General features: G+C 67.4%; 14 protein-coding genes. 8 read left to right on the top strand and 6 right to left on the bottom strand.

Going from position 1 to position 17,010, the window contains the following annotated elements; genetic code table 11:
* Positions 1 to 21 precede the first annotated feature (21 nt).
* Positions 22 to 1,116, top strand: a complete 1,095-nt coding sequence (locus H0X95_RS04200; RefSeq protein ID WP_043205538.1) for a potassium channel family protein — start codon at positions 22 to 24, stop codon at positions 1,114 to 1,116.
* Between the two features lie 54 nt (positions 1,117 to 1,170).
* On the opposite strand, the gene H0X95_RS04195 is transcribed toward H0X95_RS04200, so the two are convergent.
* Positions 1,171 to 2,100, bottom strand: a complete 930-nt coding sequence (locus H0X95_RS04195; protein ID WP_226244752.1) for a LysR family transcriptional regulator — start codon at positions 2,098 to 2,100, stop codon at positions 1,171 to 1,173.
* An 86-nt stretch (positions 2,101 to 2,186) separates the two neighbouring features.
* On the opposite strand from H0X95_RS04195, the gene H0X95_RS04190 reads away from it, so the two are divergent.
* On the top strand, positions 2,187 to 3,059 hold the full coding sequence (locus tag H0X95_RS04190) for an NmrA family NAD(P)-binding protein (RefSeq protein ID WP_012493389.1): 873 nt from the start codon (positions 2,187 to 2,189) through the stop codon (positions 3,057 to 3,059).
* 264 nt (positions 3,060 to 3,323) lie between these two features.
* On the opposite strand, the gene H0X95_RS04185 is transcribed toward H0X95_RS04190, so the two are convergent.
* On the bottom strand, positions 3,324 to 4,082 hold the full coding sequence (locus H0X95_RS04185) for an SDR family oxidoreductase (RefSeq protein ID WP_059720761.1): 759 nt from the start codon (positions 4,080 to 4,082) through the stop codon (positions 3,324 to 3,326).
* A gap of 312 nt (positions 4,083 to 4,394) precedes the next feature.
* Here H0X95_RS04185 and H0X95_RS04180 point away from each other — a divergent pair, with 312 nt between their 5' ends.
* Genes H0X95_RS04180 through H0X95_RS04170 form a run of 3 tightly spaced genes read left to right on the top strand, consistent with a single transcriptional unit; the run spans position 4,395 to position 7,855 of the window.
* Positions 4,395 to 5,678 carry a c-type cytochrome gene (locus H0X95_RS04180; protein ID WP_059720762.1) on the top strand — a complete coding sequence of 428 codons (1,284 nt, stop codon included), beginning with the start codon at positions 4,395 to 4,397 and terminating at the stop codon, positions 5,676 to 5,678.
* Positions 5,679 to 5,693: 15 nt separating this feature from the next.
* Complete coding sequence (locus H0X95_RS04175; RefSeq protein ID WP_058903233.1) at positions 5,694 to 6,227, top strand: sugar dehydrogenase complex small subunit; 534 nt, start codon at positions 5,694 to 5,696, stop codon at positions 6,225 to 6,227.
* 26 nt (positions 6,228 to 6,253) lie between these two features.
* On the top strand, positions 6,254 to 7,855 hold the full coding sequence (locus H0X95_RS04170; protein ID WP_006489815.1) for a GMC family oxidoreductase: 1,602 nt from the start codon (positions 6,254 to 6,256) through the stop codon (positions 7,853 to 7,855).
* Positions 7,856 to 7,920: 65 nt separating this feature from the next.
* Here the strand turns inward: H0X95_RS04170 and H0X95_RS04165 are convergent, their stop codons facing one another.
* Both H0X95_RS04165 and H0X95_RS04160 read right to left on the bottom strand, forming a co-directional pair.
* Complete coding sequence (locus H0X95_RS04165) at positions 7,921 to 8,865, bottom strand: alpha/beta hydrolase (RefSeq protein WP_059720763.1); 945 nt, start codon at positions 8,863 to 8,865, stop codon at positions 7,921 to 7,923.
* A gap of 61 nt (positions 8,866 to 8,926) precedes the next feature.
* Positions 8,927 to 10,024: an OpgC domain-containing protein gene (locus H0X95_RS04160; protein ID WP_006489829.1), complete on the bottom strand. Its 1,098-nt coding sequence runs from the start codon at positions 10,022 to 10,024 to the stop codon at positions 8,927 to 8,929.
* A 380-nt stretch (positions 10,025 to 10,404) separates the two neighbouring features.
* Here H0X95_RS04160 and H0X95_RS04155 point away from each other — a divergent pair, with 380 nt between their 5' ends.
* Positions 10,405 to 11,559, top strand: coding sequence for a porin (locus tag H0X95_RS04155; RefSeq protein WP_006489833.1), 1,155 nt, complete (start codon positions 10,405 to 10,407; stop codon positions 11,557 to 11,559).
* A 43-nt stretch (positions 11,560 to 11,602) separates the two neighbouring features.
* Here the strand turns inward: H0X95_RS04155 and H0X95_RS04150 are convergent, their stop codons facing one another.
* Positions 11,603 to 12,514 carry a LysR family transcriptional regulator gene (locus tag H0X95_RS04150; protein ID WP_034202203.1) on the bottom strand — a complete coding sequence of 304 codons (912 nt, stop codon included), beginning with the start codon at positions 12,512 to 12,514 and terminating at the stop codon, positions 11,603 to 11,605.
* 141 nt (positions 12,515 to 12,655) lie between these two features.
* Between H0X95_RS04150 and H0X95_RS04145 the strand changes: the two genes are divergently transcribed.
* Positions 12,656 to 13,657 carry an aldo/keto reductase gene (locus H0X95_RS04145; RefSeq protein ID WP_058903229.1) on the top strand — a complete coding sequence of 334 codons (1,002 nt, stop codon included), beginning with the start codon at positions 12,656 to 12,658 and terminating at the stop codon, positions 13,655 to 13,657.
* A gap of 131 nt (positions 13,658 to 13,788) precedes the next feature.
* The gene (locus H0X95_RS04140; protein WP_059720764.1) at positions 13,789 to 14,526 is read left to right on the top strand and encodes a sulfite exporter TauE/SafE family protein; all 738 of its coding nucleotides are present in this window, start codon (positions 13,789 to 13,791) and stop codon (positions 14,524 to 14,526) included.
* Between the two features lie 83 nt (positions 14,527 to 14,609).
* Here H0X95_RS04140 and H0X95_RS04135 read toward each other — a convergent pair whose 3' ends face one another.
* Positions 14,610 to 16,772, bottom strand: a complete 2,163-nt coding sequence (locus H0X95_RS04135; RefSeq protein ID WP_059720765.1) for a hypothetical protein — start codon at positions 16,770 to 16,772, stop codon at positions 14,610 to 14,612.
* Between the last annotated feature and the right edge of the window lie 238 nt (positions 16,773 to 17,010).

Genomic DNA, 17,010 nt, shown 5'->3' with positions numbered 1-17,010 from the left:
CATCCTTCAGGAGATTCCCCGTTGGCCACGCCATCCGATCAGCGCCGCTCGTTGCGCATGCGCCTGCGCCGCGCCCGCAATCCGTGGCAGGCGCCGCGTGCGCGCACGCTGTTCACGCGCCCGGCGACCTCGCCGCGGCGCACGCTGCTGTTCCGCCTCGGTGCGGTCGTGCTGCTGTGCACGCTCGCGTTCCTCGTGCTGTATCTCGATCGCGACGGCCTGCGCGATTCGACCAAGAGCACGCCGATGACCGTGGCCGATCTCGTGTACTTCACGATGGTTACGGTCGCGACGGTCGGCTATGGCGATATCGTGCCCGTCACGGCGCGGGCGCGCCTGCTCGATGCGTTCTTCATCGTGCCGATCCGCATCGGCATCTGGTTCATTTTCCTGGGCACGGCGTATCAGTTCGTGATCCAGCGCGTCGTCGAGGAATTCCGCATGAAACGCCTGCAGAAGCAACTGTCCGATCACATCGTCGTGTGCGGTTATGGCCTGTCGGGGTCGATCGCGGTGCGCGAGTTGCTGGAGAGCGGCGTCGATCCGGCGACGATCATCGTGATCGATTCGCAGCAGCAGGCTCTCGAGGCGGCGACGTCGCTCGGCGTGACGGGATTGCTCGGCGATCCGGCGCACGAGGATCTGCTGCAGCAGGCGCAGGTGCGCGCGGCGAAGGCCGTGATCATTTCGGTGACGGACGATCCGACCGCGATCCTGTTGACGCTGTCGGTGCGCAGCATCGCGCCCGATACGAAGATCGTCGTGCGGATCCAGGAGAACCTGTACCAGCGGCAACTGCGGCAGGCCGGCGCGGACGTGATCGTGTCGTCGACGAAGATCGGCGCGCTGTTGCTGGCGGACGCGGTCCATAGCCGCTACATCGTGCCGTTCGTGAACGACATGCTGTCGACGCGCGGGCGCGCGACGCTGCTGGAGCGCGAGGCGTTGCCGCATGAAATCGGCTGCCTGACGAACGTCGTGCCGGGCGCGATCGTGGTCGGGCTCGACCGCTGCGGGAAGATTCATTCGTTTTACGAGGATCCGCCGTGCCGGATCGAGGCGGGCGATACGCTGGTGGTGATTCAGTCGGCGCGGATTCCAGATCCGGATGTGTGACAGAGAAGCGGGTTGCGCCGAGCGCGATGCGTCGCGTACGCCTGCAGGCCATACCTAGCGCCCCATCTCCCGCGCAACTTCCACGATCTGCTGCCGCAGCCAACCATGCGCGGGATCGTCGTGTGTGCGTTCGTGCCAGATCATCGACGGCGAGAAAGACGGCACCTCGACCGGCAACTTCACGAGTGTGACCGGCATCGACAACGCGACATGCCGCGCCAACCGTTGCGGCAGCACTAGCGTCATGTCGCTCTTCGCGACCACCATCGGCGCCACCAGGAAATGCGGTAGCCGCATTGCAATCCGCCGGTGCAGCCCTTGCCGCGCGAGCGCTGCGTCGACGAGTTCTCCACCCCGGCCGCCGATCGTCACCAGCACGTGCGACAGCGCGGCGAAACGCTTCGGTGTCAGCCGCGCCGACAGTGCTGGATGCCCGTTCCGCACGATGCAGACCAGATTGTCGTCATAGAGCTTTCGACGATAGATGCCGGCGGGCAACGTATCGTCGTCGAATACGCCGAGCGCGATACCTGCGGTGCCATCCGTCACGAGTTCGACGTTATTGCTGCGTGACGGTGGAACGTCGAGATCCAGTCCCGGCGCGCTTCGTTCCAGCCGCGCATTCACATCCGGAATCAGCGTCAACGCCATGTGATCAAGGCTCGCGATCGAGAACAGTCCGCGCGCGGTGGCCGGGTCGAACACAGCAGGCGCGACGATGCCTGCCGCTTCCGTCAGTACACGCGACACGCGCTGCGCAAGCGACGCCGCGCGCGGCGTGAATTCCAGCCCCTTCGGCGTGCGCACGACGACACGATCGTGAAGCAGCGTGCGCAGCCGGCCCAACGCGCGGCTCGCGGCGGGCTGGGTCAGGCCGAGCCGCATGCCGGCACGCGTGACGCTGCGTTCCTTGAGCAATGCGTCGAGCAGCTTGAGCAGGTTGAGATCGACGGACCGTAAATCCGCTTCGTGCATGTTTGACATGATCGGTATGCATTTGAGTTATGTGAGGTCAGCGTACATCATCGAAACCATCGCTCCAACCGGTGGAGCGGCTATTGGGAGAACACATGTACGTTGTCACGGGCGTCACAGGACGCACGGGGGCCGTCGCCGCCCGGGTGCTGATCGATGCAGGGGTTCCGGTTCGCGTGGTCGTGCGCGATCGAGCGAAGGCGGTGCGCTGGACGGAGCTGGGTGCGGAAGTGGTGGTTGCCGATCTGGCCGATTCCGCTGCGTTGATGCAGGCGTTCGCCGGCGCGCGCGGTGCGTATCTGGTCAAGCCGCCCAACTATGCGCTGGAAAATCTGTTCGAGCACGCGGACGTGACGGCGCGTGCCGTCGCCGCGGCGGTTCGCGCGACGGGCTTGCCGAAACTCGTGTTGCTGTCGTCGGTCGGCGCGGACCGGTCGGCCGGCACCGGCGTGATTGCGACCAACCGGACGGCCGAGCAGCGGTTGGCCGAACTGGGCATACCGGTCGCGTTCCTGCGGGCCGCCTACTTCATGGAGAACTGGGCGCGCGTCGTCGAGCCGGTCCGCGTGCAGGGTATCCTGCCGAGTCTGCTCGGGCCGGTCGAACGGGCGATCCCGATGGTCGCGACCGAAGACATCGGCCGCGTTGCGGCGGAAATGCTGCAGGAAGACTGGAGCGGTGTCCGGAAGGTCGGGCTGGCGGGGCCGAGCGCGTATTCACCGGCCGACATCGCGGATGCCTTTGCGCGCGTGCTGAATCGGCCGGTGCGACCGGTGGCGCTCGAGCCGTCCGCATGGGCCGGGGTGCTCGCGATGAACCCGTTCTCGACTGCCGCGATCGATGGTTTCATCGAACTGAATCGCGGGCTGAACAACGGCCATATCGGCTTCGAAAGCGACGCAACGGTGGAACTTCGCCACGGGCGCGTGCCGTTCGAGCATGTCGCCGAGGATATCCTGCGGGCGTAACGCCGCGCGTTCGCATTCCATCCGGCTCTATTGCGGGGCCGCTCAATCCTTTCGTACCCGCGCCGTGCCTATGTCGTTCAGGGGCAGGACCGTCGTCGGTTCGTCGTATGTAAGCCGCCGTCGACCGGCGAGAAAAAGAAGATACGTTGACGGAACACGCGCGGCGCGGCGTGCTGCACCGGCCCGACCGGTGACGCGCATCGAGCGACGGGAGGCATTGCATCCGTTCGTGGACGAGGCCTCCCGGTACGACCTCGGCGCCCGCTATCCGCGACCGACGAACGGCATCGCCGTCGCCATGATCGTCATGTTGAGGATGTTGGTGTCGAGCGGCAGATTCGCCATCTGCACGATTGCGTTCGCGACATGCACGACGTCCATCCGCGCTTCGGGCGCCAGGCTGCCGTCCGCTTGCGGGACGCCTTGCGTCATCCGTTCCGTGAGCGACGTCGCGGCGTTGCCGATGTCGATCTGGCCGCATGCGATGTTGTACCGGCGGCCGTCCAGCGCCAGCGACTTCGTGATCCCGGTCACCGCGTGCTTGGTGGCCGTGTACGCGATCGTGTCGGGGCGCGGCGCGTGCGCCGAGATCGAGCCGTTGTTGATGATTCGGCCGCCCTGCGGCGTCTGCGCTTTCATCATCCGCCATGCGGCCCGCGCGCACAGAAACACCCCGGTCAGGTTCGTCGCGACGACGCTGTTCCACACGTCGAGCTCGTATTCATCGAGGGAAACGACCGGGGCGTTGCGGCCGGCATTGTTGAACAGGACATCGAGCCGGCCGAACCGTTGCGCGATCCATGCAAACGTTTGGTCGACCGACGCTTCGTCGGTGACGTCGACCGGAAATACCTGCGCGTCGCCGCCGGCGGCGCGGATCGCGTCCTGCGTTTCGCGTAGCGACGCCTCCGTGCGCCCGAGCAGCGCGACGGTGAAGCCGGCCTGGGCAAGCGCGAGGGCCGCGGCGCGGCCGATGCCGGAGCCGGCGCCCGTGACGGCGGCGAATTTCTTCGAGACAGACATGGCTGGGTTTCCTGCGAGTCGAGTAAGGGGAGGCCGGCGATGACCGATGTCATCGCCACTTCGGCAATGTAGTCGAAATGCGCGCCGCGCCGGTTCGCGCACGCTTGCAAAGCGCGATCGATCCCGCGGCGCTGATCGAGCACTCGCTGGTTATTACCCGAATGGCAAATCTGTATCGATTTAGTGTATCGATACAGAAGGTGATATAGTGCGGCCACGCCAAGCGGTCGGTGCCTTCGAATGAATAGAGGGCCGCATCGCAAAAGCGCCCGAAACCGCTTTTCCCACCGGATTCCTCCAGGAACGATTTCCATGCGTTTGCCCGGCCTTTCCGCCCTTGTCGTGCTTTTCCTCATCGCGACCTCCGCGTCGGCGGCCGGGCAGGCGGCCGATCGCGTCGCCGCGGGCAAGGCGCTGGCCGTCGCGGCCGACTGTGTCGCGTGCCATACGGTGCAGGGCGGTCAGCCGTTCGCTGGCGGTCTCGCGATGCCGCTGCCGATGGGCAACATCTACTCGACCAACATCACGCCGGACCGGCAAACGGGGATCGGCCGCTACTCGGAGCAGGACTTCGCGAACGTGCTGCGCAAGGGGCTGCGGCGCGACGGCGGCAACCTGTACCCGGCGATGCCGTACCCGTCGTACACGAAGTTCAGCGACGACGACATCGCGAACCTGTACGCGTATTTCATGCAGGGCGTCGCGCCGGTGCGTCAGCCGAATCGCGCGCCGGATTTCCCGTGGCCGCTGACCGTACGCTGGCCGCTGAAGATCTGGAACGCGCTGTATCTGCGCGAAGGCGCGTACGTGCCGAAACCCGGGCGGGACGCCGAGTGGAATCGCGGCGCCTACCTCGTGCAGGGCGCCGCGCACTGCGGCACCTGCCATACGCCGCGCGGCATCGGGATGCAGGAGCTGGCGTACGACGAAACCGGCGTCGGTTATCTCGCCGGCGCGCCGCTCGCCGGCTGGCAGGCGTTCAACATCACGCGCGATCGCGACGCGGGCATCGGCACGTGGACGACCGCGCAGATCGTCCAGTACCTGCGTACCGGCAACGTCCCGGGCAAGGCGCAGGCCGCGGGCCCGATGGCGGAGGCGGTCGAGCGCAGCTTCAGCCGGATGAGCGCACGCGATCTGAACGCGATCGCCGTGTATCTGTCGACCGTGCCCGCCGCGAAGGGCGCCGATACCGCACCGCGTTCGACCCAGGGGCGTCCCGCCGACGACTACCTCGCGATCCGCGCCGCGGCCGCCGCGGGCGGGCAGACGCCGGCCGGCGCGTCGCTCTACCTCGATCATTGCGCGAGCTGCCACGGGATGACGGGCGCCGGCACGACGGACGGCTTCTTCCCGTCGCTGTTCGCCAACAGCGCGGTCGGCACCGCCACCGCGTCGAACCTGCTGCAGGTCGTCATGCATGGCGCGAGCGTGAACAACGGCGCCACGCACTATTTCATGCCGGCGTTCCAGACCGAACTCGACGATGACGAAGTGGTGACGCTGGTGAACTACCTGAGCGAACGATTCGGCAACGGCCGGGCCCGCGTGAGCGCGGCCGAGGTCGCGAAGATTCGCACGGCGCCCGCCCACTGACAGGAGAGGCACGCGATGAACGATTTCGATGTGAGCGGCGCACCGGATGTGCAGCGCCGCCGGCTCGTGAAGCTGTCGGCCGGTGCGGCGCTTGCCGCCGCGTTGCCGGCCGGCATGCTGATCGCGCGCGCGGCCACCGTGCCGCAGGCCGTGCCACTGCGGGACTTTGCCGGGGTGGCCGCGTACCTGACGCGCCGCTCGGCGCTGCCGTCGCGCTACGTGCAGTCGGTCTACGACGGCCTCGTCGAGCAGGACCGCGAATTCCCCGCACGGCTGCGCGCGCTGGCCGTCGCGATCGGCACGGGCACGCAGCCGGTCGATAGGTTCGTGCGCACGCTGGGCGTCGCCGCCCCCGAATTGCGCGCGACAGCGCTGGCCATCATCGAAGCCTTCTACACCGGCAGCGTTGGTCACGGCGGGCAGGCGCGCATGGTCGGCTACGAAACCGCGCTGATGTTCGAGCCGACCTCCGACGTCACGGTCATTCCAACCTACATCCGCGCGCGCCCCGAGTACTGGACCGCACGCCCGGCCGCCGACGCCGGCTGAGCCGCCTTCGAACGAGGATCGAAATCATGAGCAGTTCCTATGACGCGGACGTCATCGTCATCGGCGCGGGCATCCTGGGCGGCGCCGTGGCGCAGTCGCTGACGCAGCAACGCAAGTCCGTCATCGTGATCGAGGCGGGGCCGGACGTGAAGCGGGCCGAGCTCGTTCGCGCGTTCCGCAACTACGGCAACAAGTCGGACTACAACGGCCCGTATCCGGATCTGCCGTGGGCGCCGAAGTCGTCCACCGGCCGCTATTCGGATCGCTACATCGACAGTGTCGGCCCGGTGTTGCAGAAGCCGTCGTTCCTGCGGCTCGTCGGCGGTACGACGTGGCACTGGGGTGGCGCGACGTGGCGCATGCTGCCGAACGATTTCCGGCTGCACAGCCTGTACGGGCAGGGGCGCGACTGGCCGATCGGTTATGACGAGCTCGAGCCGTGGTACCAGCTCGCGGAAGAACAGATCGGCGTGTCGGGCTCGGACACCGACGACCAGAGCGGGCAGGGCGGCGCGCCGTTCCCGCCGCGCTCGAAGCCTTACCCGATGCGTCAGCAGCCGTGGTCGTACCTGACGCAGCAGGTCGCGGAAAAGGTCGCGACGATCGGTCATCGTTTCGTCGACGAGCCCAACGCGCGCGCGACGCGGCCCTACGAGGGCCGGCCGACCTGCGCCGGCAACAACAACTGCGCGCCGATCTGCCCGATCGGCGCGCAATTCTCCGGCGATCGTCCAGTGCTGCGCGCCGTCGCGCAGGGCGCGCGGCTGCTGACGAATGCGGTCGTCTACAAGATCGAGCGCGGCGAGAATCGCAAGATCGCCGCGATCCACTACATGACGCCGGATGGCAACAGCACGCGCCTGACCGCGCGGACCTTCGTGCTCGCGGCGCACGGTGTCGAGATTCCGAAGCTGCTGCTGATGTCGGATGTCGCGAACACGTCGGGCCAGGTGGGCCGCAACATGATGGGACACACCGGCCGCGCGATCGCGATGCTCGCGCGCGAACCGTTGTGGGCCGGGCGTGGTCCGACCCAGCAAGGCAGCATCAACACGCGGCGCGACGGCGCGTTTCGTCGCGAACACGGCGCGATCCGGCATTTTCTCGACAACACGGTGCCGAACGAGATCGTCACGCGGCGGCTGATCGCACAAGGTGTCGTCGGCGACGCGCTCGATGCACGGATCCGCCACGACGCGGCGCGCTATCTGAAGATCGCGAGCTACGTCGAGATCCTGCCCGACCCGCGCAACCGCGTGACGCTCGGCGATCGCAAGGATGCGCTCGGGCTGCCGACGCCGCGCACCGACTACGACGTGTACGACTATTCGTTGCGTGCGGCGTCGCAAGTGCTCGACGATTACCGCGATTTCCAGCAGGTGTTCGGTGCGACGGAGATCGTGAACGACATCCATGCGTGGGTGCCGAGTTCTCACATCATGGGCACGACGATCATGGGCAACGATCCGGCCGATTCGGTCGTCGACCGCGATTGCCGGACGCACGACCATCCGAACCTGTTCATCGCGAGCACGGCGGTGCACCCGAGTTCGTCGGTGGTCAATCCGACGCTGACCGGGTATGCGCTGGCGCTCAGGATGGCAAAGACGATTGGGGCGGAGGTGTGACGCAAGCGGAGCGGCCGGCATCGCGCTCGTGCTGGCCGCCGTGCCCGGGTGCGTTCAGCCCCGTTTTACTTCACACACTCCAACGCATACCTCAACCCCTGCCCGAGCAACCCGCGCCACACGTCCCACGTATGCCCGCCGTCGACGATGCGCAGTTCGGCCGGATTCTGCGCGCGGCGCAAATGCGTATACAGCACGCTCGACTCCGCCTGGATCGTCAGGTCGTCGTCGCCGGCCGCGATGAACATCGGCACGCGCCAGCTGCGCGCGAAATAGCCGCGCAGCAGCGCCGGGTAGTTCAACTCGTGCCATACGCGTGAATCGAACTGCCGATCGCCGAACACGCCGACGTAGCGCGCGGCGGAATTGAGCGGCGGCTCGTTCGCATAGATCGCGGGGCTCAGCAGCATCGCGCCGCAGAACAGCCCCGGTTCGAGCAGCGAGAAGCGCAGCGCGCCGAAGCCGCCCATCGACACGCCGCCGATCGCGCGGCCCGCGCGCTGGTTCGACACCGCGAAGTGCGCTTCGACTTCCGGCAGCAGGTCGTTGAGGAGCGCGCTCTGCATCTTCTCCTTGCGGTCGACGTACCAGTCGGTGCCGCCCTGCGGCATCACGATCACGACGGGCGGGATGTCGTGGCGCTCGATCAGCGTGTCGGCGGTGGCCTGCAGCCGGCCCTGCGTGACCCAGTCGTTCGCGTTGCCCGCGTTGCCGTGCAGCAGGTACATCACCGGGTAGCGCGCGCCTTCCGGGTTGTAGCCGGGCGGCAGGTAGACCGTGTACGACCAGTCGCGCTTCAGCGACGCCGAGCGGAACGTGCGCAGCACGACGCTGCTGCCCGGATTGACGGACGGCTCCTGCGCGGTCGACGGGGTCGTCGCGGTCTGGACGGCCGGCGGCTGCGTGGGCGATGCCGCGGGCGCGGGCGCCGGTGCCGGCGGCGTGGCATGGGCGGTGGCGATCGCGCCGGCGATCAGGGCGAGGGCGAACGGAAGGGCGAGTCGGCGCATGGCGAATCGTTTCAGGGGAGGCGCCGGCTATCGTAGCAGCGGCGCATGACGGCGCGGCGCGTCATGGCCGCGAACGGAACGGCAGCCGCGCGACGAGCGGGCCGTAGAGCTTGGCGACGAGATACAGCAGCCCCATCGCGACGGCGTCGGCGGTCAGGCCGAGCGGCACGTCGAGATAGCCTTCGGTCGCCTGGTAGAGCAGCGAATCGACCGCGAGCGAGATGCCGGTGCCCGCGACGAAGCACAGCAGCCCCTGCCGGCCGATCGTGCCGATCCACGGCATCGCGTGCGCGACCTTCTTCATCCAGCCGAGGTGCACGAGCTTGGCGGCGAGCCACGCGATCGCGAGGAAGTTCACGAGCCGCAGCGCGCCGAGATTCTGCTTGATCGACGGATCGGTCGGGAACGGCTCGATGCGCAGCCGGTAGTACGCGCCGGCCGCGACGATCGCGAGCGACGCGGCCGTCAGCAGCCAGCCCTGCGGCCGCGGCGCGAGCGTCTGGTAGACCGGCTGGCAGCGCGCGATCACGCCGAGCACGAACAGGAACTGCCACGCGAACGGGTTGAAGTCCCACGGCGCGCCTTCGACGGTCGGCAAGAAGCGCGCGACGTGCGGCGCCGCGTACCACAGCGATCCGCTGAACGCGAGCATCAGCCACGGCTGCGTGCGGGCGAGCGGCAGCGCGAGCGGGACGAGCAGCGCGAAGAACGCGTACATCGGCAGCACCGACGCGAGGTACGGCTGGCGGCGGAACAGCAGGATGTCGCGCAGCGCGGCGAGCGGCTTGTGCAGCAGCCCGTCGAGATCGTTGGTCGGCATGTTCGGGCCGTCGATCGCGAACGCATTCAGCGCGGCGGTAATCAGCAGCATCAGGCCGGCCGTCACGAGGAACGCGCGGTAGATCTCGAACGCCCGCCGGATGAAGCGCTGCCGTGCGGCGGCCTCGTCGTGCCGCTCGGCGAGCGAGTTGTACGCAATGGCGGTCGCGAAGCCGCCGAGGAACACGAACACCTCGGCCGCGTCGCACAGCGCGTACGCGTGCAGCGTGACGCGCGACAGGATGCTGCCGCCGATGTGGTCGACGACGATGACGAGCAGCACGAGGCCGCGGAAGAAATCGAGCTCGGCGTAGCGGCCGGCCCGGGCCGGCGCGGTCATCGGAGCGCCTTCCGGCGCGGGCCGCGTGCACGGCCGGCACGCGCCGCGCATGAATCGGGGTGAAGCATGACTTCGTGAAGAAATGGCGAACGGATGCGCATTGTGCCATCGAAGCGACGCCTGCCGGGTTTACGCGGATGGCGGTCCGGCCTGCCGCTGCCGATAAGCCCGGTCAGGCTGTCCGCGCAACGACGCAGTTGGGCGAGCGCAACGCTTTGCATGCGACGACCCGCACCCGATGGACGGACGGTTTCCGACGTGACACCATTTTGTCCTCACGCGGCCGCACACCGCGTCGTCCGCCCTGCGGGCCACACATACAACAGACCAACATTCGCCGGGCGCTCGGCCTGCCCGGCCCTCGGCTCCGGAGATCCGTCATGAAGAAGCACGTCATTTTTGCCGCCGCGCTCGCTGCCTTCGCCGCGCCGGCCTTTGCCGAGACCAGCGTGACGCTGTACGGCCTGATCGACGAAGGCTTCAATTACACGAACAACGTCAACGTCAATGGGGTCGGAAAGACGAATTACCAGCTCGCGAGCGGGTATGCGCAGGGCAGCCGGTGGGGCCTGAAGGGCAGCGAGGATCTCGGCGGCGGGCTGAAGGCGATCTTCACGCTGGAAAACGGGTTCGACGTGAACAACGGCCGGCTCGGCCAGGGCGGCCGCATGTTCGGCCGTCAGGCTTTCGTCGGGCTGTCCGAATCGCGCTTCGGTACGCTGACGTTCGGCCGCCAGTACGATTCCGTCGTCGACTATCTCGCACCGCTGACCGCGAACGGCAACTGGGGCGGCACGCTGTTCTCGCACCCGTTCGACAACGACAACACGGACAACTCGTTCCGCGTCAACAACACGGTCAAGTACGCGAGCGCCGACTGGAACGGCCTGACGTTCGGCGGCACGTACAGCTTCAGCAACAGCACGGGCTTCTCGAACAACCGCCAGTACAGCATCGGCGCGCAGTATTCGCTGGCCGGGCTGCAGGTCGCGGCCGCGTACCTGCAGGCGAACAACCCGGGCATCGGCAGCGCGGGCGCGATCGCGGCCGACGACGCGAACTTCGTCGCCGACCGGCTGCGCATCTTCGGCGGCGGCGTCAACTACACGTTCGGCCCGGCCACGGTCGGCTTCGTCTATACGAAGACCGACGTGAAGAACCCGGTATCGACGGTCTACCTGCCGGCGTCGACGTTCGCCGGCCTCGGGCTGACCGCGACGAAGTTCCAGAATTTCGAGGTCAACGGCAAGTACCAGCTCACGCCCGATTTCTATCTCGGCGCGCAGTACGTGTACACGGACGGCAAGTACGATGCGGCGGCCGGCTCGTTCAAGCCGAAGTACCACACGGTCGGCCTGATGGCCGACTACAGCCTGTCGAAGCGCACCGACGTGTACCTGCAGGGTGCTTGGCAGAAGGTGGCCGGCGACAAGACGGGCACGGCGGCCGACGGCGGCTATGTCGTCGGGACGGATGGCCCGTCGGCATCGGCGAACCAGTTCTCGGTGCGCGCCGCGATCCGTCACAAGTTCTGACCGGGTGTCGTGCCGGGGCGCACGGCCCCCGGCACGACCGTCGTCAGTCCGCCCGGCGCAGGCCGCCGAGCGTTTCCGCGAGCCAGTCGACGAAGATCCGCACGCGCGGCGCGAGATGCCGGCCGGTCGGAAACACCACCGATACGGGCAGCGGCCCGGCACGCCATTCCGGCAGCACCTCGACCAGCGAGCCGTCGGCGAGCAGCGGCGCGAGCCCGTCGCGCGGCGCCTGGATCAGCCCGAGGCCCGCGAGGCAGCACGCGAGATACGCTTGCGAACTGTTGACCGACACGACGCTGTGCATCTTCACCGTATGCATCTCGCCTGAATCCATGTCCGCATATTCCCAGTCCAGCTCGCGGCCCGTGCGGCTCGAGAAATAGCCGACCGCGACGTGGTCCGGCAGATCGTCCGGCGAGCGCGGCGTGCCGTGGCGCGCGAGATAGGCGGGCGACGCGCAATTGATCTGGGCCATCTCGCCGACGCGCCGCGCGACGAGCGACGTGTCGGACAGCGCGCCGACCCGCACCGCGCAGTCGATGCCGTCCGCGACGAGATCGACGAAGCGGTCGGTCGTGCTGATCGCGACGCGCAGGTCGGGGTAGCGCGCGTGGAAATCCGGCAGCGCCGGAATCACCTGGTTCAGCGCGAACCGTTCGGGCAGGTCGACGCGGATCACGCCGCGCGGCGACGCGCCGGCATCCTCGAACAGCGTTTCGGCGTCGTCGAGATCGGCCAGCAACTGCACGCAGCGTTCGTAGTAGGTCGCGCCCTCGGCGGTCAGCGCGACGCGTCGCGTCGTGCGTTGCAGCAGCCGGATCTTCAGGTGTTTTTCCAGATACTGGACGGCGTTGCTGACCGTCGGGCGCGGCAACTGGAGTTGCTCGGCCGCCTTCGTGAAGCTGCCGAGATGGGCGACGCGCGCGAAGATGCGCATTGCTTGCAGATGATCCATGCGGGCGAGAACCTTGGCGGGAGGAAACCAGGCTCCATTGTTAATCAGCGTCGAATGGTTTGGTGGAGCGTTTCGCGTTTATCGCGCGGCGTCGCGCGTCCAGAATCCGTTTCATCCACTCACCATTTGAAGGAAACGGACATGGACAGGCGTCAACTGGGCCGCACGGGCCCGCAGGTATCGGCGATCGCACTCGGCTGCATGGGGATGTCGGATTTCTACGGGCCGGCCGACCGCGACGAAAGCATCGCGACGCTGCACGCGGCGCTCGACCACGGGATCACGATGCTCGATACCGGCGATTTCTACGGCATGGGCGACAACGAGATGCTGATTCGCGACGCGCTGCGCGGCCGCACCCGCGACCAGGTGCGGATCAGCGTGAAATTCGGCGCATTGCGCGATCCGGCCGGCGGGTTTGCCGGCTACGACGCGCGGCCCGCGGCAATCCGGAACTTCGTCGCGTACTCGCTGAAGCGGCTCGGCACCGACTACCTCGACATCTATCGCCCGGCCCGCGTCGATCCGGCGGTGCCGATCGAGGAAACGGTCGGCGCGATCGCCGATCTCGTGAAGGCCGGCTACGTGCGCCATATCGGGCTGTCGGAAGCCGGCGCGGACACGATCCGCCGCGCGGCGGCCGTCGCGCCGATTGCCGACCTGCAGATCGAATACTCGTTGTTGTCGCGCGGGATCGAGGCCGAGATCCTGCCCGTATGCCGCGAGCTCGGCATTGGCGTGACGGCCTACGGCGTGCTGTCGCGCGGGCTGCTGGGCGGCCGTTGGACCGCGGCGCGGCAGGGCGAGCGCGACTTCCGCGCGGCGAGCCCGCGTTTCCAGGGCGAAAACCTCGCGCACAACCTCGCGCTCGTCGACGCGCTACGCGCGATCGCCGACGAGAAAGGCAGCAATCCGGCGCAGGTCGCGATCGCTTGGGCGCTGTCGCGCGGAACCGACATCGTGCCGCTGGTCGGCGCCCGCAAGCGCTCGCAACTGCAGGACGGTTTGCTGGCGACTGAGTTGCAACTAACGGTCAATGATCTCATCCGCATCGAAGCGGCGGTTCCCGCCGGGGCGGCTGCCGGCGAGCGTTATCCGGCCGCTCAGATGGCCCACCTCGACAGCGAGCAGGGCCGGGGGTGATCCACGGGGTCGAATCGCCGGGCTGACAGGCCCGGCGGGCGGGCCCGAGCCAGCCTCAGGCAAAACCAGATGGCGGGCGGCATGGCGGGCAGGCACCATCGGCGCCGTACTCGACGGACGGAATGCCTGCCATGCAAATTCATACGCTGACGATCATCGTGCCGGTCTTCCTGCTGGCCGGCGCGGTGAAGGGCATGATCGGGCTCGGGCTGCCGACGATCGCGATGGGGCTGCTGACGCTCGCGATGCCGCCGTCGGCCGCGGCGAGCCTGCTGCTCGTGCCGTCGTTCATCACCAACGTGTGGCAGTTGTGGCTCGGCCCGTCGTTCGGCGCGCTGCTGCGCCGGCTGTGGCCGCTGCTCGCGGGCCTGACGGTCGGCACGCTGACGGGCGGGTTGCCGGCGCTCGCGGCCGGCAGCACGTGGACGCACGCGGCGCTCGGCGTGGTACTGGTGCTTTACGGGCTGTGGGGGCTGGCGGCCGCGCGGCTGCCCGCGCCGGGGCGCCACGAAAAATGGCTGTCGGCCGTGGTCGGCTACCTGACGGGCGTCGTGACGGCCGCGACCGGCGTGTTCGTCGTACCGGCGGTGCCGTACCTGCAGGCGTTGCGGTTGTCGAAGGACGATCTGATCCAGGCGCTCGGGCTGTCGTTTACCGCGTCGACGATCGTGCTCGGCCTGCAATTGCGCGTGACGGGCGCACTGCAGACGGTCGATCTCGGCGTGTCGGCGCTCGCGCTCGTGCCCGCGCTGGCGGGGATGGCCGGCGGGCAATATGCGCGGCGCGTGATGAGCGAGAAGACGTTCAAGCGCTGCTTCTTCGTCGGGCTGATCGCGCTCGGCGCGTATATGGCGGGGTCGGGGTGGTGAGCGCGCGCCCGGATGCTGAATGATCCCGAAGCCGGTTTCGGCAACCGGCTTCGGGAACGGTCACGGGATGGTGCTTGCCCCGCTCACGCCGGATCGGCGTACTTCAGCGTCCATCCGACCGTGCGGGTCGCGCCTGCGCCGAGTGCGAACGGTTTCGTCGTGCACGCGAAGTTCGAATGCAGTTGCCCGACCGGCGTCGTCGACAGCGGATTCGCCGCGCCGTTCACCGTGTCGAAGGCGGACAGCGCGCAGGTGTCGAACCCGGATGCCGCATAGCCGGTCGCGGCGCTGTTCGCGTACGTCACCGACACGCCGTCGCCATTGGCCTGCGTCGACGCGAAATCCGCGAACGACGTGAAATCCGTCTCGACCGCGAGGTTGCCCGCGAGCGTGCCCGAGCTCAGCGTATCGCTGCGCGAGACCGAGCCGTGCGCGAAGGTCAGCACCGTGTGCACCTGCAGGTCGAGATCCGTCGTGTACGCGGCGTTCTTCGACGCGAGCCGGAACTTCGTCGTATCGAACGACACGATCACCTGGCCGTTGCTTTCCTGCACATTCAGGTTCCTGTAGTACGTGACCGGAATGTAGGTCTTCGCGTTGTACGTCACCTGCGGCACCAGCAGCGCATAGCCGAGGTCGGTCGTGCCGTAGATCAGCTTGTCGGAGAACGGCACCGGGTAATACGGCGTGTACGAGTTGTAGTCGGGCGCCTGGCTGAGATTCAGGTTGATCACGCGACGGCCGTCGCGCACTGTGAGCAGCGCGGCGCTGTACGGATGCGCGGCATCGCCCGGCTGGTTGTACCAGGTGAGCGTGTAGCGCGGCAGCGCGTCGAGCCACGCGCGGTAGTCGGCATCGGCCATCGGCGCCTGGCCGCCGAAGCCGAGCTTGTTCCACCACGCGTTCACGTACAGGTACTGGTGCAACAGGCTGAAGTTCTCGCCCATCACGCGCGGCTTGCCGCGATACGTGTCGGTGCCGCGACCCTTGACCCACATGTTCACCGACGGCGTCGGCAGCGACGGATCGTACCAGTACGTGTCGAAACGACGCGCGGCCTGGTAGATGAATGCGTACGCAACCTGTTTCTCCCGGTCGGTCAGCACGCCGGCATTGGCCGCGGCCGTCAGCACCTCCATGAACGCGGAATCGCCGTACGGGCCGATCGAGCGGCCGTAGTTGAAGCCCTGGCCGTCGGGGTTCAGCTGCGGCAGGATCAGGTCGACCGATTTGCGCAGATAGCCCTTCAGCTCCGGCGTGAGGTTCGCTTCGTTGCCCATCTCGAACGTGCGCTCGACCACTTCGCCGATCAGCAGCGTGCTGTAGCGGTCGAAGCGCGCCTGGTCGTAGTAGGTCGTGTGCGTGTTCGATGCTTCGTCGGAGAACCCGCCCGACGAGTCGTTGCGAATGTGGTTCGTCAGCGTGTACAGCAGTGCGTCGCGCGCGTTCATCGTCGCGACCGCCGGGTCGGTCTTCGATGCGAACGACGGGCTGCTCCAGCCGAGCTTCTGGCGCAGCCCGGCAATGCCGTAGGACACCGCATAGTAGTTCTGCGCGGTGTTGAGCGACGCGATGTCGATCGGCGTGCCGGCGGCCGGGCACGTGCTGGTCTTGCCGCTTGCATCGGGGCCGAACATGTCGCAGAAGGTGAGCCGCTGCTGCAGCGTCGCGAGCATCGCGTCGCTGAAGACTTCGTTGAGCATCCCGTGCGCCTTCAGGTTGTTCAGCGCGACGAGGTAGTAGTACTCGCCCCACGACGTGTTCGCATACGTGTAGTTGCTGCCCGACTGCGCCATCATCGCGGTCGTGATCGCCTGGTACGTCGCGAGGTAGCTTGCGTATTGCGGGTCGTTCTTCGACTTCATGTCGATCAGGATGTACGACAGGCCGAGCGCGAGCTTGCCGGGCAGGAATTTGTCGCCGGTATTCGTGTCGAGCACGTGGACGGGCGTGCCGTCGCCGAGATCCATCACGACCTGCGTGAAATCGGGCGATTTCCGGATCAGGTCGAACAGCGCGCGCATCTGGCTCATCATCGTGACCGGGATGTTCGTGCCGGCCGGCACGCTGGTGTCGGGCGCGCCGTAGACGAGCGCCTGCAGCGAGTTCGCCGCGAGCGCGGGCGTGCTGGACGAAGGAGGTGGCTGCGGCGTATCGGTCACGTCGTTGCCGCCGCAGGCGCTGACGAACACGACGGAAAGGGCGCCGAGCGCGGCGCCGAGCGTGAATCTGCTGCGCGGATGCATGGTGTCTCCAGTTTTGAATAGTGGTGAAGGCCGGGCACATGTAGCCGATGCGGCGCACGATGCCCGTACCCGGCCTCCGCCTTGCAACCCTGATCCCTGAAGACGGACGGCCTGAATCACAAATCGAGCGCGCGAGCGTTCCCCCTGCGCGGGCCGTCACCGACGTCGCGCTCCAGCAATGGAAAACGTTTTCCAAATTTAGGCATCGATCGACGCGATGTCAATGAACTTTCACATC

Origin of the sequence: Burkholderia sp. 9779_493 (assembly GCF_015712215.1) — a bacterium.
GTDB classification, from domain to species: domain Bacteria; phylum Pseudomonadota; class Gammaproteobacteria; order Burkholderiales; family Burkholderiaceae; genus Burkholderia; species Burkholderia cenocepacia.
Note: the sequence above shows the minus strand (reverse complement) of the source record. Positions and strands in the feature narration are given on the sequence as shown.